At 68.4% G+C, this 19,497-nt stretch carries 15 protein-coding genes and 1 pseudogene; 12 read left to right on the top strand and 4 right to left on the bottom strand.

Going from position 1 to position 19,497, the window contains the following annotated elements:
* Nucleotides 1-10 precede the first annotated feature (10 nt).
* Both AOZ49_RS23160 and AOZ49_RS23155 read left to right on the top strand, forming a co-directional pair.
* Nucleotides 11-1,492 (top strand): N-acyl-D-amino-acid deacylase family protein, encoded by a 1,482-nt coding sequence (locus AOZ49_RS23160; RefSeq protein ID WP_054433035.1) that lies wholly within the window; start codon nt 11-13, stop codon nt 1,490-1,492.
* A 1-nt stretch (nt 1,493) separates the two neighbouring features.
* A pseudogene (locus AOZ49_RS23155) lies at nt 1,494-1,911 on the top strand (RidA family protein).
* Nucleotides 1,912-2,225: 314 nt separating this feature from the next.
* Here the strand turns inward: AOZ49_RS23155 and lolA are convergent.
* Together lolA and AOZ49_RS23145 are read right to left on the bottom strand one after the other, a co-directional pair.
* A complete protein-coding gene (gene lolA / locus AOZ49_RS23150; RefSeq protein WP_054477970.1) occupies nt 2,226-2,861 on the bottom strand; it encodes an outer membrane lipoprotein chaperone LolA in 636 nt (211 codons plus the stop codon).
* Nucleotides 2,861-5,239 carry a DNA translocase FtsK gene (locus tag AOZ49_RS23145; protein ID WP_156355727.1) on the bottom strand — a complete coding sequence of 793 codons (2,379 nt, stop codon included), beginning with the start codon at nt 5,237-5,239 and terminating at the stop codon, nt 2,861-2,863. The genes lolA and AOZ49_RS23145 overlap by 1 nt, the downstream gene beginning before the upstream one ends.
* 42 nt (nt 5,240-5,281) lie before the next feature.
* Here AOZ49_RS23145 and trxB point away from each other — a divergent pair, with 42 nt between their 5' ends.
* From trxB to AOZ49_RS23130, 3 genes are read left to right on the top strand one after another with little or no spacing between them, the layout of a single operon-like run.
* Nucleotides 5,282-6,241, top strand: a complete 960-nt coding sequence (trxB, locus tag AOZ49_RS23140; RefSeq protein WP_054433026.1) for a thioredoxin-disulfide reductase — start codon at nt 5,282-5,284, stop codon at nt 6,239-6,241.
* Nucleotides 6,228-6,914 (top strand): Smr/MutS family protein, encoded by a 687-nt coding sequence (locus AOZ49_RS23135; protein ID WP_054477965.1) that lies wholly within the window; start codon nt 6,228-6,230, stop codon nt 6,912-6,914. Before trxB ends, AOZ49_RS23135 begins: the two co-directional genes overlap by 14 nt.
* Complete coding sequence (locus AOZ49_RS23130; protein WP_054433023.1) at nt 6,911-7,240, top strand: DMT family transporter; 330 nt, start codon at nt 6,911-6,913, stop codon at nt 7,238-7,240. The genes AOZ49_RS23135 and AOZ49_RS23130 overlap by 4 nt, the downstream gene beginning before the upstream one ends.
* A 72-nt stretch (nt 7,241-7,312) precedes the next feature.
* Here AOZ49_RS23130 and AOZ49_RS23125 read toward each other — a convergent pair whose 3' ends face one another.
* Both AOZ49_RS23125 and AOZ49_RS23120 read right to left on the bottom strand, forming a co-directional pair.
* Nucleotides 7,313-9,406: a sodium:solute symporter family protein gene (locus AOZ49_RS23125; RefSeq protein WP_054433021.1), complete on the bottom strand. Its 2,094-nt coding sequence runs from the start codon at nt 9,404-9,406 to the stop codon at nt 7,313-7,315.
* Nucleotides 9,406-9,681: a DUF4212 domain-containing protein gene (locus tag AOZ49_RS23120; RefSeq protein ID WP_054477964.1), complete on the bottom strand. Its 276-nt coding sequence runs from the start codon at nt 9,679-9,681 to the stop codon at nt 9,406-9,408. Before AOZ49_RS23120 ends, AOZ49_RS23125 begins: the two co-directional genes overlap by 1 nt.
* 738 nt (nt 9,682-10,419) lie before the next feature.
* Between AOZ49_RS23120 and kdpF the strand changes: the two genes are divergently transcribed.
* The 7 genes from kdpF to AOZ49_RS23085 all read left to right on the top strand — a co-directional run.
* A complete protein-coding gene (kdpF, locus tag AOZ49_RS23115; RefSeq protein ID WP_035360036.1) occupies nt 10,420-10,509 on the top strand; it encodes a K(+)-transporting ATPase subunit F in 90 nt (29 codons plus the stop codon).
* On the top strand, nt 10,509-12,305 hold the full coding sequence (gene kdpA / locus AOZ49_RS23110) for a potassium-transporting ATPase subunit KdpA (protein WP_054477961.1): 1,797 nt from the start codon (nt 10,509-10,511) through the stop codon (nt 12,303-12,305). Before kdpF ends, kdpA begins: the two co-directional genes overlap by 1 nt.
* A 22-nt stretch (nt 12,306-12,327) precedes the next feature.
* Nucleotides 12,328-14,487 (top strand): potassium-transporting ATPase subunit KdpB, encoded by a 2,160-nt coding sequence (kdpB, locus tag AOZ49_RS23105; protein WP_054477959.1) that lies wholly within the window; start codon nt 12,328-12,330, stop codon nt 14,485-14,487.
* 30 nt (nt 14,488-14,517) lie between these two features.
* Nucleotides 14,518-15,126, top strand: a complete 609-nt coding sequence (gene kdpC / locus AOZ49_RS23100; RefSeq protein ID WP_054477957.1) for a potassium-transporting ATPase subunit KdpC — start codon at nt 14,518-14,520, stop codon at nt 15,124-15,126.
* Nucleotides 15,127-15,177: 51 nt separating this feature from the next.
* Nucleotides 15,178-17,964, top strand: a complete 2,787-nt coding sequence (locus AOZ49_RS23095; RefSeq protein ID WP_054433007.1) for a sensor histidine kinase — start codon at nt 15,178-15,180, stop codon at nt 17,962-17,964.
* 9 nt (nt 17,965-17,973) lie between these two features.
* Nucleotides 17,974-18,666, top strand: coding sequence for a two-component system response regulator KdpE (kdpE, locus tag AOZ49_RS23090; RefSeq protein ID WP_054419958.1), 693 nt, complete (start codon nt 17,974-17,976; stop codon nt 18,664-18,666).
* A 118-nt stretch (nt 18,667-18,784) separates the two neighbouring features.
* Nucleotides 18,785-19,497 (top strand): TorF family putative porin (locus tag AOZ49_RS23085; RefSeq protein ID WP_054477992.1); only part of this gene is annotated, 713 nt, incomplete at its 3' end.

The following is a 19,497-nucleotide window of genomic DNA, read 5'->3' as shown; positions in this document are numbered from 1 at the left end:
GGAAATCAAGATGTACGACACCCTCATCGGCAATGTCCGCGTGCTCGACGGCTCGGGCGGCGCCGAATACACCGCCGACGTCGCGCTCTCCGGCGGCCGCATCGCGGCGATCGGCGACCTGTCCGGCCAGCCGGCGGGGCAGATCATCAACGGCGCCGGCCTGGCGCTCGCGCCCGGCTTCATCGACGTCCACACCCACGACGACACCAACGTCATCCGCACCCCCGGCATGCTGCCCAAGCTGTCGCAGGGCGTGACCACGGTGGTGGTGGGCAACTGCGGCATCAGCGCCTCGCCGGTCTCGCTGCGCGGCGAGCCGCCCGACCCGATGAACCTGCTGGGCCAGCGCGACGACTTCGCCTACCCGACCTTCGCCGACTACACCCGCGCCATCGAGGCCGCGCATCCCGCCGTGAACGTGGCCGCGCTGGTCGGCCACACCGCCCTGCGCAACAACCACATGGACCGCCTCGACCGCAGCGCCACGCGCGACGAGGTGCTGGCCATGCGCGAGCAACTGCGCGAAGCCCTGGCCCACGGCGCCATCGGCCTGAGCACCGGCCTGGCCTACGGCTCGGCGATCGAGGCCGACACCGCCGAGGTCAAGCTGCTGGCCGAAGTCCTGGACGAATTCGGCGCGCTCTACACCACCCACCTGCGCTCGGAATTCGCCGCCATCCTGGAAGCCATGCAGGAAGCCTTCGACATCGCCCTGCACGCCCGCGTGCCGGTGGTGGTGTCGCACCTGAAATGCGCCGGCGCCGGCAACTGGGGCCGCACCAAGGAAGTGCTGTTCAAGCTGGAGAACGCCGGCCGCATGCAGCACGTGGGTTGCGACTGCTATCCCTACTCGGCCAGCTCGTCCACGCTCGACCTCAAGCAGGTCACCGACGAATTCGACATCGACATCACCTGGTCGGTGCCGCACCCCGAACAGGCCCGCCGCAAACTGTCCGCCATCGCCGCCGACTGGGGCGTGACGCTGCTGGAAGCGGCGAAGCGCCTGCAACCGGCCGGCGCCGTGTACCACAACATGCACGAGGACGACGTGCGCCGCGTGCTGTCGAACCGGCTCACCATGGTCGGCTCCGACGGCCTGCCCAACGATCCCATGCCGCACCCGCGCCTGTGGGGCGCCTTCCCGCGCGTGCTCGGCCACTACAGCCGCGACGTCGGCCTGTTCCCGCTGCCCGAGGCCGTCCACAAGATGACCGGCCTGTCCGCCGCCCGCTTCGGCCTGGCCGAACGCGGCCTGGTGCGCACGGGCTTCCACGCCGACCTGGTGCTGTTCGACCCCGCCACCGTCATCGACCGCGCCACCTTCGCCGCCCCCGTCCAGACCGCCGCCGGCATCGAGGCCGTCTGGGTCAACGGCGTCCTGTCCTACCGCCACGGCCAACCCACCGGCGACCGCGCCGGCCGCTGGCTGCCCCGCAACGGCGACCTGCGCGCCAGCTTCGCCGCCTCCACCCCCGCCCTCCAGGAGCCCTGACATGAGCAGCACCACCCCCACCGCCGACAACAACGGCATCACCCGCTACGGCGTCGCCGGCGGCACCGGCCAAGGCGGCTCCCACATGCCCTTCGCCCGCGCCGTCGCCGCCGACGGCTGGCTCTACGTCTCGGGCCAGGTCCCGATGGAAAACGGCGAAGTCATCGAAGGCGGCACCGTCGCCCAGTCCCACAAGGCCATCCAGCAGGTCCTCGCGATCCTCAAGGAAGCCGGCTACGGCCCCGAACACGTCGTCCGCTGCGGCGTCTGGCTCGACGACGCCCGCGACTTCCCCTCGTTCAACAAGGTCTTCAAGGAATACTTCGGCAACAATCCCCCCCGCCCGCGCCTGCGTGCAGTCGCCGCTGATGGTGGATGCGAAAGTAGAAATTGATTGTGTAGCGTACAAACGCCCGTAATCTGCCCCGACGCAAGACACCACGTATGAAAAAAACGGCCGCCCGCGCGGCCGTTTTTTGCGGGCAACGCAAACCTCTCCCATGCGCCCGAGGTCCAGCAGCGCCGCATTTCTCGAAACCGTTAGCCCGGCGCGGGGCGCGCAGGCGGTGAGCGCGCCGTCGATGCGCCCGAGGGAATCTGAAGGCAGTCGCCGCAGGCGACAACGAAGATGACAAAGGGAAAGTCCGGAGCGAACGCTCCGGACCGCAATCGTTGGCGCGCTCACCGCCTGCGCGCCCCGTGCCGGGCGGCCTACGCAGCAAGCACCGCCCAACTACATCTTGACGACATCCACACCCTTGGGCGCCACAAACCGAAACTCCCCCTCCCCAAGCTTGGGATTGGGAACGATCCCGGAAAGATCCACCCGCGTCGTCTGCCCGAACGAATCCAGCAGCTCCACCCGCACCGGCAGATTGTCCTTCATGCCGATATCCACCCGGGAGAACCCCGCATCCGCCGTGCGCGGCTTCGCCCGCAGCCAATCGATGCCATCCTTGGACGGCAACGCCGACACATCGAACGATTGCTCCAGCGACCCCGACCCGAACAGGATCGCCGCCGGCGACGTCCCGATGGCGGCATCCACCTTGCGCTCGGTCACCTGCGCCAGGTCCGGATCGAACTGGAACACCTGCTTGCCGTCCGAGATCACCAGCTGCTCGTAGGGCTTCTGCACCGCCCACTTGAACTTGCCCGGCCGCTGGAACGAGAACACGCCCGTCTGCGCCGGCTGCGTGCGCCCCTGCGTATTGACGGTGTATTGGGAAAACGCGCCCGTCGCCGCCGTCACCGACCCCACGAACGCGCGCAACTGTTCCTGCGCGCTGGCGGCCATCGCCGCGGCCGGCATCAACGCCGGGACCAGGCAGAAGGCCAGGCCGGCGGCCAGGCCACGAAACGTCTTCATCATGCTTCCTCTCGAGCGGCGGCGGGCACCAGGATCTCCCGGTTGCCATTGGACTGCATCGCCGACACGATACCCGATTGCTCCATCTGTTCCAGTAACCGCGCCGCACGGTTGTAACCAATGCGCAGGTGGCGCTGCACCAGCGAGATCGAGGCGCGGCGATGCTTGAGCACCACCTCGCAGGCCTGGTCGTACATCGGGTCCGACTCGGCGTCGCCGCCGATGCCGGTGACGCTGCTGGCGCCTTCGCCGCCGTCGCCGTCCAGCCCGCCTTCCAGCAGGCCCTCGACATAGTTCGGCTCGCCCTGCGCCTTCAGGCTTTCCACCACGCGGTGCACTTCGTCATCGCTGACGAAGGCGCCGTGCACGCGCACCGGCAGGCCGGTGCCCGGCGGCATGTAGAGCATGTCGCCCTGGCCCAGCAGGGTCTCCGCGCCCATCTGGTCGAGAATGGTGCGCGAGTCAATCTTGGACGACACCTGGAACGCGATGCGGGTCGGGATGTTGGCCTTGATCAGGCCGGTGATGACGTCGACGCTGGGACGCTGCGTCGCCAGGATCAGGTGGATGCCGGCCGCGCGCGCCTTCTGCGCCAGGCGGGCAATCAGTTCTTCGATCTTCTTGCCCACCACCATCATCAGGTCGGCCAGCTCGTCGATGACCACCACGATGGTGGGCAGCGGCGACAGCGGCTCGGGCTGGTCGGGCGTCAGCGAGAACGGATTCGGGATCGGTTCCTCGCGCTTGATGGCGTCGCGGATCTTGGTGTTGTAGCCGGCCAGGTTGCGCACGCCCATCTTGCTCATCAGGCGGTAGCGCTTCTCCATTTCGCCCACGCACCAGTTCAGCGCATTGGCGGCATGGCGCATGTCCGTGACCACCGGCGCCAGCAGGTGCGGAATGCCTTCGTAGACGCTCATTTCGAGCATCTTCGGATCGATCAGGATCAGGCGGGTGTGCGAGGCGTCGGCCTTGTACAGCAGCGACAGGATCATGGCGTTGATCCCGACCGACTTGCCCGATCCGGTGGTGCCCGCCACCAGCAGGTGCGGCATCTTGGCCAGGTCGGCCACCACCGGGTTGCCGGCGATGTCCTTGCCCAGCGCCATGGTCACCACCGAATGGCTGGCGTGATAGGTCTGCGACCCCAGGATCTCGGACAGCTTGACCACCTGGCGCCGCGGGTTGGGCAGTTCCAGGCCCATCAGGTTCTTGCCCGGAATGGTTTCCACCACCCGGATGCTGACCAGGCTGAGCGCGCGCGCCAGGTCCTTGGCCAGGTTGACGATCTGGCTGCCCTTGACGCCGGTGGCCGGCTCGATTTCGTAACGCGTGATGACCGGGCCGGCCTGCGCCGCCACCACGGTGACGGACACGCCGAAGTCGGCCAGTTTCTTTTCGATCAGGCGCGAGGTGAATTCGATGGTCTCGGCCGACACGGTTTCCTGGTTGGCCAGGGGCGGATCCAGCAGGCTGATGGCCGGCAGGTCGCCCTCGCCGCCCGGCGGCGGGGCGAAGAACAGCGATTGCTGCTTTTCCTTTTCGACGCGTTCGGACTTGGGCACCACGGTGATCGCCGGCTCGATGCGCACCGGTTGTTCGTGCACCAGCTTTTCCTGCTTGGCCACCACCTGCTCGGTGCGCACGGCCTTGGCCACCTCGCCGACCTTGCGGTCTTCGCGCGCGGCGTAGGAATTGCGCACCCGGCGCACCAGGCCTTCGAGCCAGGAGCCGACGCGCTCGGCCACCGTCAGCCACGAGAACGAGAAGAACAGGCTCAGGCCGATCGCCAGCATCACCAGGAAGGCCAGCGTGCTGCCGGTGAAACCGATGCTGCGGCCCATCAGGTCGGCCAGGGTGTGGCCGATGACGCCGCCGGCGCCGCTGGCGCTTTCCGAGACGCCCGGCAGGTGGGTGCCGCGGCTGGCCAGACGCAGGGCTTCCATGCCCAGCGAGCCGATCAGCAGCAGGAAGAAGCCGATGCCCTCTTCCCAGTGGACGCGCGGCAACACTTCCGGCTGCTTACCATTGGTAACGCGAAGATGGCTGGCGAGGCGGCGGTAACCCGCCCGCACCCGGTGCAGCAGCAGGATGACCCACCACCAGGCGGAGAAACCGAACAGGTACAGCAGGATGTCCGCCAGGTAGGCGCCGAGGGTTCCGCCCCTGTTATGGATGGTCCCGGCGGGGACGGAATGGGACCAGCCCGGGTCGGCGGCGCTCCAGGTGGCCAGCACCAGCGTGAGCCAGGCGGCCAGGGCGGCGAAGAGGATCCAGCGGGCTTCGCGCAGCAACGCGGAGATACGCGTCTGCAGCGGCGAAGGCCCGTTGCGGGTGTTGCGCGAAGCGCGCGGAGAAGCAGTCGAGATACGCGGCATGCGGCTCATTATAATTGGGCGTTAACCTAAAGATACCCGCCCATGTCCACGCCTACGCACGCTAAAGTTTTGATACTCGGATCCGGCCCCGCCGGTTACACGGCGGCCGTCTATGCGGCACGCGCCAATCTGAGCCCCGTCCTTGTTACAGGTTTGGCCCAAGGCGGCCAGCTGATGACCACCACGGACGTCGACAACTGGCCGGCCGACGCCGACGGCGTGCAGGGTCCGGACCTGATGCAGCGCTTCCAGAAGCACGCCGAGCGCTTCAACACCGAAATGCTGTTCGACCACATCGCCAAGGTCGACCTGTCCAAGCGTCCGTTCACCCTGACCGGCGACACCGGCAAGGTCTACACCTGCGACGCCCTGATCATCGCCACCGGCGCCTCGGCCAAGTACCTGGGCCTGCCGTCCGAAGAGGCCTTCATGGGCCGCGGCGTGTCCGGTTGCGCCACCTGCGACGGCTTCTTCTACCGCAACCAGGACGTGGTCGTGGTTGGCGGCGGCAACACCGCCGTCGAGGAAGCCCTGTACCTGTCCAACATCTGCCGCAAGGTCACCCTGATCCACCGCCGCGACAAGTTCCGCGCGGAGCCGATCCTGGTCGACAAGCTGATGAGCAAGGTCGAGAACGGCAACATGGAACTGAAGGTCTTCCATACGCTGGAAGAAGTGCTGGGCGACGACAGCGGCGTCACCGGCGTGCGCGTGCGCCACGTCGACACCGGCGCCACCGAAGACCTGAAGGTCACCGGCGCCTTCATCGCCATCGGCCACCAGCCCAACACCGAGATCTTCCAGGGCCAGCTCGAAATGAAGGACGGCTACATCGTCACCAAGAGCGGCCTGTCCGGCATGGCCACCATGACCTCGGTCCCGGGCGTGTTCGCCGCCGGCGACGTGCAGGACCACGTCTACCGCCAGGCCATCACCAGCGCCGGCACGGGCTGCATGGCCGCCCTGGACGCACAACGGTGGCTGGAGAATGCGGGGCAATAAGGTCGGCGCGGCCGACCTGAAACGCCTCAAGAAAGACCTGCAGGCCGAGCAAGAGCGCGCCGCCCTCGCCCAGCGGGTGGCGGCGCTGAAGAAAACCGCGCCGGCGCCCGGCGCGGACACCGATCCGGCCGACGACATGGCCGCGTTCCGGCGCACCATGCAGTCGGTCAAGCCGATCAAGCAGGCCGCGCGCGTCGAGCACAAGCCGGCGCCGCAGCCGGCCCCGGCGTTGCGCCGCGCCAACGCGCTGGGCGAAACGTCCACGCGCGCGGATGTGGGCGTCTCGGACGGCGGCGAAATCACGCATCTGCTGTCCGAAGGCGGCACCGCCTTCGTGCGCAGCGACGCCGCGCCCGACACCGCGCGCAACCTGCGCCGCGGCCAGTGGCGCGCCGGCGCCGAACTCGACCTGCACGGCCTGCGCGTGGAGCAGGCGCGCCACGCCATGCTGTCGTTCCTGGACGAGTGCCAGGAACACGGCATCCGCTGCGTGCGCATCGTGCACGGCAAGGGCTACGGCTCGGAAGGACTGGAGCCGGTGCTCAAGGACAAGGCCCGCACCTGGCTGGTGCAGAAGACTGAAGTCCTGGCGTTTTCCGAGGCGCCCGAGCGCGAAGGCGGCGCCGGCGCCCTGCTGGTGCTGCTGCGCCAATCCGAGGGGTCGCGCAAATGAAGTGGCTCTACCTGGGCATCGCCATCATTGCCGAGATCTTCGCCACCAGCGCCCTGAAAAGCTCCGACGGCTTTTCGCGCCTGCTGCCGTCGGTCGTGACGGTGTTCGGCTACATGATCTCGTTCTACTTCCTGTCGCTGACGCTGCGCGAGGTGCCGGTCGGCATCGCCTACGCCATCTGGTCGGGCGTGGGCATCGTGCTGATCTCCATCGTCGGCGCGCTGTTCTTCAAGCAGCACCTGGACACCCCCGCGCTGATCGGCATCGGCCTGATCATCGCCGGCGTGGTGGTCATGAACGTCTTCTCGAAGTCCGTGTCGCACTGAGCCGTCCCGGGCGCAAGCCCGGGTCCGGCCGCCGCCGGCGCGTGTCCGGGCCGCCCGGCGCCCCCGCCACGCTCAGGCCGTGCCGTTTTCCGCGGGCGGCTTCGGCGCGCCCGGATGGCGCAGGTAGTCCACCAGCGCCAGCGTGGCGCGGTCGGGCGGCGGCGTCAGCAGCGACACCACGATGATCGTCAGGAACGCCACCGGCGCGCCGAACACCCCGGCCGCGATCGGCTGGATGCCCCACCACAGGTCCACCGGCTGGGTCCGCGAGATCCCCAGCACCCATTCCCGCAGCCACGGATGCGTGTGCGTCATGTAGGCAAACGTCACCAGCAGGCCCGCCGCCATGCCTAGCGTGGCGCCCCACTTGTTGGCGCGGCGCCAGAACACGCCCATCACCAGCGCCGGGAAGAACGACGAGGCCGCGAACGAGAACGCCGCCGACACCATGAAAAGGATGTCGGCCGGCTTGCGCGCCGCCACCCAGGCCGCGCCGAACGCCACCACCAGCAGCAGGATCTTGGACACCATCACCCGCCGCGCCGCCGACATGCGCGGCGACACCATCCGGTACCACATGTCGTGCGACAGCGAATTGGACAGGGTCAACAGCAGGCCATCGGCGGTGGACAGCGCCGCCGCCAGGCCGCCCGCCGCCACCAGCCCGGAGATCACATAGGGCAAGCCGCCGATCTCGGGCATGGCCAGCACCACCACGTCCGCGCCGATGCTGATCTCGCTCAACTGCACCACGCCATCGCGGTTGATGTCGGTGACGTCCAGCAGATTGCTGTCGACCGCGCTCCAGGCGTGCACCCAGTTCGGCAGGCTGAGGAAATTCGACCCCACCACCTGCGTGTAGACCTCGTACTTCACCAGCAGCGCCAGCGCCGGCGCCATGAAATACAGCAGCAGGATGAACAGCAGCGACCAGCACACCGAGCGGCGCGCCTCGATCACCGACGAGGTGGTGTATGAACGCATCAGGATGTGCGGCATGCCCGCGGTGCCCAGCATCAGGCACAGCACCAGCGCCAGGAAATTGATGCGCATGTTGCGCCGTTCCTCCGGATCTTCGGATGGGAAGGGCTCGGCATGCGGGGTCAGCGGCGCGGCGCGCGCCTCGAAGGTGGCCTTGGCCTGCGACCAGGCGATCCTGGCCTCTTCCACATTGGGCGGAAACGCCGCCAGTTCGCGTTCGACCGAGCGGATCTCGACCATCGGCGCATCGCCGGCGTTGAGCTGGGCCAGGCGGCTGCGCAGCTTGTCCTTTTCCAGCGCCCAGGACTCGGGCAGGTCGCGCACCCGCTGCGCCATCTCGTCGGCGCGCTCCTGCCACAGACGGCGCACCTCGATCTCGGCCGGATCGTTCTGCAGGTAGACCTCTTTTTCGGTCACCTGCTGCAGCACCGCGCCGGCCGACAGCTGCGGCACCGGCATATCGGTGTGCTTGATCGACAGCCACACCACCGGCACCAGGTAGGCGATGACCAGGATGATGTACTGCCCCACCTGGGTCCAGGTGACGGCGCGCATGCCGCCCAGGAACGAACAGACCAGCATGCCGCCCAGGGCCACGAAGATGCCCAGCTCGAACGAAATGCCGGTCATGCGCGTGGTGATGATGCCCACGCCGTAGATCTGCGCCACCAGGTAGGTGAACGAACAAAGGATGGCGCAGGCCACGCCCGCCAGCCGCGGCAGGTTGCCGCCGTAGCGCGCCCCCATGAAATCGGGAATGGTGTATTGGCCGAAGCGGCGCAGGTACGGCGCCAGCAGCATCGCCACCAGCACGTAGCCGCCGGTCCAGCCCATGATGTAGGCCAGTCCGCCGTAGCCCGTCAGGTACAGCGTGCCGGCGACGCCGATGAAGGAAGCCACCGACATCCAGTCCGCGGCGGTGGCCATGCCGTTGTAGAAGGCCGGCACCCGCCGGCCGGCCACGTAGTATTCGACCTGGTCCGAGGTGCGGCAGACGATGCCGATGCCCGCGTACAGGCTGACCGTGACCAACAGGAACACGTAGCCGATCCAGTTGCGCGGCAGGCCCAGGATCTCGGCCAGCGCCATCAGCAGGATCATCAGCGCGAAGCCGGCCGTGTACAGCACGTAGATGCGGCGCAGCCGGATGCTGAATTGCTGCGGGGTATCTCCGCCGAACGGCATCAGGCGTCCCCCTTGGCCTCTTCCGAGCGCTGGTCGGCGCGGTTCATGATCCGCGCATAGATGCCGATGATGATGAGATAGGCCAGCGGCGCGCCGTAGGCCGCCATCCAGAACGAGAACGGCCAGCCGATGAAGTCGAACGACAGGCTGCGGGCGAAATAGGATGGAACGAAGGTCAACGCCGCCCAGACGACCAGCAGCAACACGATCAGCCGCACATTGCGGCGCCAGTAGCGCGTGGGGACGGGTTTGGAGGAAACGCGGGATTCCGGCATAGCTAGCGTGAGCGAAACCTGGGGAATATCGCGAAACGCGGCGCTGGAAAAAACCCTGGCGTGCGGAATACGGGCTTTTTATGCGACAACGGCCGGCACTGCCTGGTGCCAGCCGTTGTGCGTTTTGCTTTTCTTGAGTACTGCTACTTTTTTATGTACCGGTGCCGCCGGTAATTGCCCATGCAGGGCTTTGTCTCCTCACCTGCATGGGAAGAGATTCTGCACCAGATGCGGGAATGCCACACTAGGGGAATGCCCTAATTCGGCGCATTCATTTACATATTCCATGCACCACAGTAGTGCATTTTGGCGTCTCTGTTCTAAATATTGGGATTTTTTCGACCCAAACCCGCTTTCCGGAGGCTGCCGGCGGCCCCGATTTTGAGCCAGCCTCAACTCCCCCCGGCCCCGCCGCCCGCTTCCGGGCACTCGCGCCGCGCCATCGCGGCGCATCCGCAGACCGGAGGATGCCAGCGCGTCTTTACGTTCCGTTTATACCCCCCCGCCAAAGCTATACCCCGTTTTTACCCCCTGCTCCGTAACCTGCCGGTGTCCTGATTGGTCACTTCGCCCGCGCGGTCCGCATCCCCTTTTGCCGCCCGGGCCCGTCGTTCGGAGGGAGCCCGCTCCCGGGAGGAAAAACGTGGATGCCATCTATATCGCGATCTTCGCCGTCATGGCCGGGCTGACCTACGCCCTGGTCTCGTTCTGCGAAGCCTTGTCCTCGGGAGAGCAACCATGAGCTGGCTCTACTGGCTGAGCGGCATCACGTCCGCGCTGCTGTTCGTGTACCTGCTGGTCGCCCTGTTCAAACCGGAGAAGTTCTGATGACTGCCGAATTCGTCGGACTGCTGGTCGTGTACCTGGTGGTCCTGCTCGCGATCGCGCCCTTTCTGGGGCGCTATATCCGCATCGCCATGGAAAACGGGCAATCCCGGCTGACCGCCTGGGGCCGCCCGCTGGAACGTGGCATCTACCGGCTGGCGGGCATCGACCCGCAGGCTGAAATGGGCTGGAAGCGCTATGCGCTGGCCGTGCTCGCCTTCAACATCCTGGGCATCGTGGCGGTCTACGCGCTGCAACGCCTGCAGGGCCTGCTGCCGCTGAACCCGGCCGGCATGGGCGCCGTCTCGCCCGATTCCTCGCTCAACACCGCCATCAGCTTCGTGGCCAACACCAACTGGCAGGGCTACGGCGGCGAATCGACGATGAGCTACCTGACGCAGATGCTGGCGCTGACGGTGCAGAACTTCGTCTCGGCCGCCACCGGCATCGCGGTGCTGTTCGCGCTGATCCGCGGGCTGGCGCGCCATTGCTCGGCCACGGTGGGCAACTTCTGGGCCGACATGGTGCGCAGCACGCTGTACGTGCTGCTGCCGCTGTCGCTGGTGCTGGCGCTGGCGCTGGTCAGCCAGGGCGTGATCCAGAACTTCAGCCCCTACCAGGACGTGCAGACGGTCGAAGCCCTGCATTACGACCAGCCGCGCGTGGATGCCCAGGGGCAGCCGGTGCTGGACGCCAAGGGCCAGCCCGTGACCGACCCCGCGGTCACCCAGACGCAGACGCTGGCCATGGGCCCGGTCGCCTCGCAGGAAGCGATCAAGATGCTGGGCACCAACGGCGGCGGCTTCTTCAACGCCAACTCCGCGCATCCCTATGAAAACCCGACGGCCCTGTCGAACTTCCTGGAGATGCTGGCGATCCTGGTGATCCCGGCGGCGCTGTGCTTCACCTTCGGCGAGATGGTCGGCAACCGGCGCCAGGGCATCGCCATTCTGGCGGCCATGACGCTGCTGTTCGCCGTGTTCGCCTTGAGCACCGCCTATTTCGAGCAGCAGCCCAATCCGATGACCGCCCAGACCGGCGTCGACAGCGCCATGAGCGCGCTCTCGCCGGGCGGCAACATGGAGGGCAAGGAGACCCGCTTCGGCATCGCCGCCACCTCGCTGTTCGCCACCATCACCACGGCGGCCTCGTGCGGCGCGGTCAACGGCATGCACGATTCGCTGAGCGCCATGGGCGGACTGTCGCCGATGCTGCTGATGCAGCTGGGCGAAGTGGTCTACGGCGGGGTCGGCTCCGGCCTCTACGGCATGCTGGCGTTCGCCATCCTCGGCGTCTTCATCGCCGGGCTGATGATCGGCCGCACGCCCGAGTACCTGGGCAAGAAGATCGAGGCCTACGACATGAAGATGGTCTCGATCGTGATCCTGGCGACGCCGCTGCTGGTGCTGGGCGGCACCGCGCTGGCGGTGTCGGTGACGGCCGGCCAGGCCGGCGTGCTGAACCCCGGCATCCACGGTTTCTCCGAGATCCTGTACGCCCTGTCCTCGGCCGCCAACAACAACGGCAGCGCCTTCGCCGGCCTGTCCGCCAACACGCCCTTCTACAACGTGTTGCTGGGCATCGCCATGTGGTTCGGCCGCTTCGCCGTCATCATCGCGGTGCTGGCGATGGCCGGATCGCTGGCGGCCAAGCGCCGCCTGCCCGCCGGGCCCGGCAGCATGCCGACCACCGGTCCCCTCTTCGTGGTGCTGCTGATCGGCGCGGTCCTGCTGGTAGGCGCCCTGACTTATGTGCCCGCGCTGGCCCTGGGCCCGGTCGCGGAACACCTGCAACCCTGAATGCAACAGGCTAGGAAAGAAAATGGCCAAGATTGATATGCCAACCCAAGGCGCCGGCGGCGGCGCCGCCCGCGCGCCGTCGGCCGCGCCGCTCGAACGCAAGTTCGGCATGTGGTCGGGCGCGCTGGTCGGCCCCGCGCTGCTGGACAGCCTGCGCAAGCTCTCGCCCGCCGCGCAACTCAAGAACCCCGTGATGTTCGTGGTCTACGTGGGCAGCATCCTGACCACGATCCTGTGGATCATGGCGTTGCGCGGCCAGGCCGAGGCGCCCGCGGGCTTCATCCTCGCGATCTCCGTGTGGCTCTGGTTCACGGTGCTGTTCGCCAACTTCGCCGAAGCGCTGGCCGAGGGCCGCGGCAAGCAGCAGGCCGCGACCCTGCGCGGCCTGCGCACCACCATCGATGCGCGCCTGCTCAAGGGTTTCCGCGATGAGGATGCCGCCCGCGCCGAACCGGCGCTGTGGCGCAACCAGGCCGTCAAGCGGGCCTCCGGGCTGCTGCGCCGCAATGACGTGGTGCTGGTGGAAGCCGGCGAAACCATCCCGGGCGACGGCCAGGTCATCGCCGGCGTCGCCTCGGTGGACGAAAGCGCCATCACCGGCGAATCGGCGCCGGTCATCCGCGAATCGGGCGGCGACTTTTCGTCCGTCACCGGCGGCACTCGGGTGCTGTCCGACTGGATCTTCGTGCGCATCGCCGCCGATCCGGGCGAGAGCTTCCTGGACCGCATGATCGCCATGGTCGAAGGCGCCAAGCGCCAGAAGACGCCCAACGAGCTGGCGCTGACGATCCTGCTGGTCGGCCTGACGGTGGTGTTCCTGCTGGTGGTCGCGACGCTGATGCCGTTCTCGATCTATTCGGTCACGGCCGCCGGCGGCGGCACCGCCGTCACCGTCACGGTGCTGGTGGCGCTGCTGGTCTGCCTGATCCCCACCACCATTGGCGGCCTGCTGTCGGCCATCGGCGTGGCGGGCATGAGCCGCATGATGGGCGCCAACGTCATCGCCACCTCGGGCCGCGCGGTGGAAGCCGCCGGCGACGTCGACGTGCTGCTGCTGGACAAGACCGGCACCATCACCTTCGGCAACCGCCAGGCCTCGACCTTCCTGCCCGCGCCCGGCGTAGCGCCGCGCGAACTGGCGGACGCGGCGCGCCTGGCCTCGCTGGCCGACGAAACGCCCGAAGGCCGCAGCATCGTGGCGCTGGCCGACAAGGCCATCCACGCGCCGGCCGTGCGCGCCGCCGATGCCGAGTACGTGCCCTTCACCGCGCAGACCCGCATGAGCGGCGTCAACTTGAAAGACCGCATGATCCGCAAGGGCGCGGTCGACGCGGTGCGCGCCTGGCTGGCCGAGCAGGACGCCACCGTGCCCGAACAGGTGCTGCGCCTGGCCGAGGACGTGGCGCGCCGCGGCAGCACGCCGCTGATGGTCAGCGACGGCAACCGCGCGCTGGGCGTGGTCGAGCTCAAGGACATCGTCAAGCCCGACATCCAGTCGCGCTTCGCCGAGCTGCGCCGCATGGGCATCAAGACGGTGATGATCACCGGCGACAACAAGCTCACCGCCGCCTCCATCGCCGCCGAAGCGGGCGTCGACGACTTCCTCGCGGAAGCCACGCCGGAAGCCAAGCTCAAGCTGATCCGCGCCTACCAGAGCGAAGGCCGCCTGGTGGCGATGACCGGCGACGGCACCAACGACGCGCCGGCGCTGGCGCAGGCCGACGTCGCGGTGGCGATGAATTCGGGCACCCAGGCCGCCAAGGAGGCGGGCAACATGGTGGACCTGGATTCCAACCCCACCAAGCTCATCGAGATCGTCGAGATCGGCAAGCAGATGCTGATGACGCGCGGCGCGCTCACCACCTTCAGCATCGCCAACGACGTGGCCAAGTACTTCGCCATCATCCCGGCGGCGTTCGCCACGGTGTATCCGCAGCTGAACGTGCTGAACATCATGGGCCTGTCCACGCCGGCCTCGGCCATCCTGTCGGCCGTGATCTTCAACGCGCTCATCATCATCGTGCTGATCCCGCTGGCGCTCAAGGGCGTGCGCTACCGCCCGCTGGGCGCCTCGATCCTGCTGCGCCGCAATCTGCTGATCTATGGACTGGGCGGCCTGCTGGTGCCGTTCGCCGGCATCAAGCTGGTCGACATGGTGCTGGCCGCCCTGGGCTGGGTCTGACCCGCGCCCGTCACTGGAAAGGAACTCATCATGAAACAAGCTCTTCCCCTGCCGCGCCAAGGCGGCATCCTGCGCCCCGCGCTGGTCGTGTTCGCCGCCCTGTCGCTGGTGACCGGCCTGGCCTACCCCTTCCTGACCACCGGCATCGCCGCCGCCGTGTTCCCGCACGAAGCGTCGGGTTCGCTGATCCGCCAGGGCGACAAGGTGGTCGGCTCGGAATGGATCGGCCAGTCGTTCAGCGCCCCGCAGTACTTCTGGGGCCGGCCGTCGGCCACCTCGCCGATGCCGTACAACGGCGCCAACTCCGGCGGCTCCAACCTCGGGCCGCGCAACCCGGCGCTGGCCGAGGCCGTGCAGGCGCGCATCGCCGCCCTCAAGGCCGCCGATCCGGACAATCCCACGCCGGTGCCGGTGGACCTGGTCACCGCCTCGGGCAGCGGCCTGGATCCGCACATCAGCCCCGCCGCCGCGGCCTATCAGGCCGCGCGCGTGGCCCGCGCCCGCCATCTGCCGCGCGACAAGGTCGACGCCCTGATCGAAGCCAACACCTCCAAGCCCTGGCTGGGCGTGCTGGGCGACCCGGTCGTCAACGTGCTCAAGCTCAATCTGGCGCTGGACCAGCTGGCGCCGCTGAAATGACACGCCGGCGTATAGTATTGCCAGCCGCTCCCCCACTTCACTTGCGCGTTCATGGCTGACAATGCTGACGAGCGTCCCGATCCGGACGCGCTCTTGAAAGACCTCGACGATGCCGCGCGCCAGGCGGTGCGCGGCAAGTTGCGGGTCTACTTCGGCTCGTCCGCCGGCGTCGGCAAGACCTACGCCATGCTGGTGGCCGCCCGCGCCCACGCCGCGCAAGGCGCCCGCGTGCTGGCCGGCATCGTAGAAACGCACGGCCGGCGCGAGACCGCCGCCCTGCTCGAAGGCCTGGCGGTCCTGCCGCTCAAGGACGTCGCCTACCGCGGCCACGCGCTCAAGGAATTCGACCTGGACGGCGCGCTGGCCGCCCACCCCGACCTGGTGCTGGTCGACGAACTGGCGCATTCCAACGCGCCCGGCTCGCGCCACGCCAAGCGCTGGCAGGACATCCAGGAACTGCTGGCGGCCGGCATCGACGTCTGGACCACGCTCAACGTGCAGCACCTGGACAGCCTCAACGAGGCCGTCGGCAGCATCACCGGCGTGCGGGTCTGGGAAACCGTGCCCGACGAGGTCTTCGACGCGGCCGACGAAGTCATCCTGGTGGACCTGTCGGCCGACGAACTGCTGCGCCGCCTGCGCGAGGGCAAGGTCTACCTGCCCGAGCAGGCGCGCCACGCCACCCGCAACTTCTTCCGCAAGGGCAACCTGATCGCGCTGCGCGAACTGGCGCTACGCCGCACCGCCGACCACGTCGACGACGACGTCCAGGCCTATCGCCGCGACCGCGCCATCGAGCCGGTCTGGCGCACGCGCGAAGCGGTGGTGGCCTGCATCGGCCCGGACGCCGATGCCGAATACGTCATCCGCAGCGCCCACCGCCTCAGCCAGCAGCTGGAATGCGACCTGCACGTGGTCACCATCGACGTGCCGCGCGCCGCCCCGCCGCCGCAGGCCGAACAGGAACGGCTGCAGCGCAGCCTGGCGCTGGCCGACTCGCTCGGCGCGCGCTGCGAGACCCTGGCCGGCGGCGACATGGTCGACGCGGTGGTGCGCTACGTGCGCCGCCACAACATCACCAAGGCCATCGTCGGCCGCACCCGCGCCAGCGGCCTGCAACGCCTGCGCCTGTCGCTGTCGGCGCTGCTGACCGCGGCCATCAGCCCCGGCTGGCTGTGGCGCCGCCACAGCTTCGCCGACATGCTGGCCGCCGGCTGCCCCGAAATCGACATCATCCGCCTGGGCGCGCCGCCGCTGCCCGCCGCCAGCGTGCCGGGCCGCGATCCGCTCACGCTGGGCCGCCGCGGCCGCCTGAACGGCGACGAGCGCAGCCCGCTGGCGCTGGGCGGCTACGCCTGGGCGCTGTGCTATTGCGCGCTGGCCACCGCGCTGTCGGCGCTGGCGTTCCCGGCGCTGCACCAGACCAACATCGTCATGCTGTTCCTGCTGGCGGTGGTGGCGGTGGCGCTGCGCCATGGCCGCGGCCCGGCCGCCCTGGCCTCGATCGTCAGCGTGGGGCTGTTCGATTTTTTCTTCGTGCAGCCGCTGGCCTCGTTCGCCGTGTCGGACGTGCAGTACCTGCTGACCTTCGGCGTGCTGCTGGCCGTGGGCCTGCTGATCGGCCAGCTCACCGCCGGCCTGCGGCTGCAGGCCCAGGCCTCGGTCAAGCGCGAGGCCGATGCGCGCAGCCTGTATGAATTCGCGCGCGAGCTGTCGTCGGCGCTCCTGCCCGAGCAGATCGTCGCGTCCGCCGGCGCCTTCGTGCACGCCACCTTCGGCTCGCGCTGCGCGCTCTACATCCTCGGCCTGGACGACCGCCTCAAGCTGGCCTCGCCCGCCGCCGACGACATGCCGCCGCTGGAGTCGGCGCTGGCCCAATGGGTCTACGACCACGGCCAGCCGGCCGGCGCCGGCACCGCCACGCTGTCCAACAGCGACCTGCTGTACCTGCCGCTGAAGGCGCCGATGCGCACCCGCGGCGTGCTGGCGCTGGCGGCGCCGCGCCGCAGCCTGTTCTCGCAACCCGATTCGCGCCGCCAGATCGAGGCCTACGCCACGCTCATCGCCATCGCCCTGGAGCGCCTGCATTACGTCGAAGTGGCGCAGCAGGCGCTGGTCAGCATGGAATCCGAAAAGCTGCGCAACTCGCTGCTGGCCGCGGTCTCGCACGACCTGCGCACGCCGCTCACCAGCCTGGTCGGCATGACCGACACGCTGATGCGGCGCCAGGACGCGCTGCCGGCCGACATCCAGGACACCATCCGCGCCATGCGCGACCAGGCGCAACGCATGCACGCGCTGGTCGCCAACCTGCTCGACATGGCGCGGCTGCAGAGCCGCGACACGCCGCTGCGGCTGGAGTGGCAGTCGATCGAGGAACTGGTCGGCGCCTCGCTGGCCGCCATGCGCGAACCGCTGGCGGCGCACCAGGTCGCGGTCGACAGCCTGTCCGGGCTGCCGCTGGTCGAATGCGATGGCGTGCTGATCGAGCGGGTGCTGTGCAACCTGCTGGAAAATGCCGCCAAGTACACCCCGGCCGGCAGCGTCATCCGCCTGCATGCCGCGGCGCAGGACGGCGAGCTGCGCGTCGCGGTGTGCGACAACGGCCCCGGCGTCGCGCCCGGCGCCGAGCGTCGCATCTTCGAGAAATTCACCCGCGGCGAACGCGAATCCGCCACCCCCGGCGTCGGCCTCGGCCTGGCCGTGTGCGAAGCCATCGTCAGCGCGCACCACGGCCGCATCTGGGTCGAGCACGCGCCGGGCCAGCCCAGCGGCGCGCAATTCGTCTTCACGCTGCCCCTGGGTACGCCGCCCCCGATCCACCCCGAAATCGCCTGAGTCCATCGCATGTTCGACTTTCAGCCCACTGTTCTCATCATCGAGGACGACGCCAATATCCGCCGCTTCGTGCGCCAGGCCCTGGAGAGCGAAGGCTGCGCCGTGTTCGAAGCCGACACCGTCAAGCGCGGCCTGATCGAGGCCGGCACCCGTCAGCCCGACGCCGTGGTGCTGGACCTGGGCCTGCCGGACGAGGACGGCATGACCCTGATCCGCGAACTGCGCGGCTGGACCGAAGTGCCGGTGCTGGTGCTGTCGGCGCGCACGGCCGAGGCCGACAAGGTGGCGGCGCTGGACGCCGGCGCCGACGACTACCTGACCAAGCCGTTCGGCGTCAGCGAACTGCTGGCGCGGCTGCGCGTGCTGCTGCGGCGCCATGCCCGCGGCGGCGCCGGCAGCGCCGCCGAGATCAGCTTCGGCGACGTGCGCGTGGACTTCGCCAAGCGCGTGGTCGAACGCGGCGGCCAGCACGTGCACCTGACCGCCATGGAATACCGCTTGCTGGCCGCGCTGCTGGCCCATCGCGGCAAGGTCATGACCCACCGCGAACTGCTGCGCGAGGTCTGGGGCCCGTCGCACGTGGAAAGCAACCACTACCTGCGCATCTACATGGGCCACCTGCGGCAGAAGCTCGAGGCCGATCCGGCGCAACCGGTCTACCTGCTGACCGAGATCGGCGTGGGCTACCGCTTCGCGGGCTGAAGGCAGGCGCGGCATGCCGCGCCATTGATGCGCCTTTTACGCGGGCCGCGCGAGTCTTGTCTCGCCGTTTATGCCGCTTCTCCTATTGTGGCGATCCCGTCCAACACAGGAGAATTCCATGTCCCGCAACACCCTGGCCGCGCTCGCGCTGTTCGCCCTTGCCACCCCCGTGCACGCCGCCGATGCGCCCGCCGCCGGTGAACCGGCTCCCGAGTACTCGCTGACCGCCAACGTCACGCTGGCCAGCCAGTACCGTTACCGCGGCCTGATGCAGACCAACAACCAGCCCGCGATCCAGGGCGGCTTCGATTTCACGCACGCCAGCGGCCTGTACCTGGGCAACTGGAACTCCAGCATCAGCTGGCTCAACGACGGCAACAGCAAGGTCTCGGCGCCGGTGGAGATGGACTTCTACGGCGGCTACAAGGGCAACCTGGCGCCGAACGTGCCGTTCGACCTGGGTGTGCTGCAGTACTACTATCCCGGCGACTACCCGTCGGGATACACCAGCCCCGACACCACCGAGCTGTATGCCGGCCTGGGCTACGGCCCGGTGCTGTTCAAGTACTCGATCGCCATGACCAACCTGTTCGGCTTCGCCGACAGCAAGTACAGCCAGTATTTCGATCTGAGCGGCAACTTCGACACCGGGTTCTGGGGCCTGACGGTCAACGCCCACGTCGGCCGCCAGACGGTCCGCAACGTCACCGACGGCGCCTACACCGACTGGAAACTGGGATTGACCAAGGACTTCGGCCAGGGCCTGGCGGTCTCGATCGCCTATATCGACACCAATGCCGACCGCGCCGTCTACACCAACAGCCGCGGCCG

Source organism: Achromobacter sp. 2789STDY5608615, from assembly GCF_001298995.1.
In the GTDB taxonomy this organism is placed as follows: domain Bacteria; phylum Pseudomonadota; class Gammaproteobacteria; order Burkholderiales; family Burkholderiaceae_B; genus Achromobacter; species Achromobacter insuavis.
Note: the sequence above shows the minus strand (reverse complement) of the source record. Positions and strands in the feature narration are given on the sequence as shown.

Coding starts and splice junctions, on each gene's coding strand:
- AOZ49_RS23120 (WP_054477964.1), bottom strand. CDS start 9,681: ATGCCGGAATCCCGCGTTTCCTCCAAACCCGTCCCCACGCGCTACTGG.
- AOZ49_RS23125 (WP_054433021.1), bottom strand. CDS start 9,406: ATGCCGTTCGGCGGAGATACCCCGCAGCAATTCAGCATCCGGCTGCGC.
- AOZ49_RS23130 (WP_054433023.1), top strand. CDS start 6,911: ATGAAGTGGCTCTACCTGGGCATCGCCATCATTGCCGAGATCTTCGCC.
- kdpB (WP_054477959.1), top strand. CDS start 12,328: ATGGCCAAGATTGATATGCCAACCCAAGGCGCCGGCGGCGGCGCCGCC.
- kdpA (WP_054477961.1), top strand. CDS start 10,509: ATGACTGCCGAATTCGTCGGACTGCTGGTCGTGTACCTGGTGGTCCTG.
- trxB (WP_054433026.1), top strand. CDS start 5,282: ATGTCCACGCCTACGCACGCTAAAGTTTTGATACTCGGATCCGGCCCC.
- AOZ49_RS23160 (WP_054433035.1), top strand. CDS start 11: ATGTACGACACCCTCATCGGCAATGTCCGCGTGCTCGACGGCTCGGGC.
- lolA (WP_054477970.1), bottom strand. CDS start 2,861: ATGAAGACGTTTCGTGGCCTGGCCGCCGGCCTGGCCTTCTGCCTGGTC.
- AOZ49_RS23135 (WP_054477965.1), top strand. CDS start 6,228: ATGCGGGGCAATAAGGTCGGCGCGGCCGACCTGAAACGCCTCAAGAAA.
- kdpE (WP_054419958.1), top strand. CDS start 17,974: ATGTTCGACTTTCAGCCCACTGTTCTCATCATCGAGGACGACGCCAAT.
- kdpF (WP_035360036.1), top strand. CDS start 10,420: ATGAGCTGGCTCTACTGGCTGAGCGGCATCACGTCCGCGCTGCTGTTC.
- AOZ49_RS23145 (WP_156355727.1), bottom strand. CDS start 5,239: ATGCCGCGTATCTCGACTGCTTCTCCGCGCGCTTCGCGCAACACCCGC.
- AOZ49_RS23095 (WP_054433007.1), top strand. CDS start 15,178: ATGGCTGACAATGCTGACGAGCGTCCCGATCCGGACGCGCTCTTGAAA.
- kdpC (WP_054477957.1), top strand. CDS start 14,518: ATGAAACAAGCTCTTCCCCTGCCGCGCCAAGGCGGCATCCTGCGCCCC.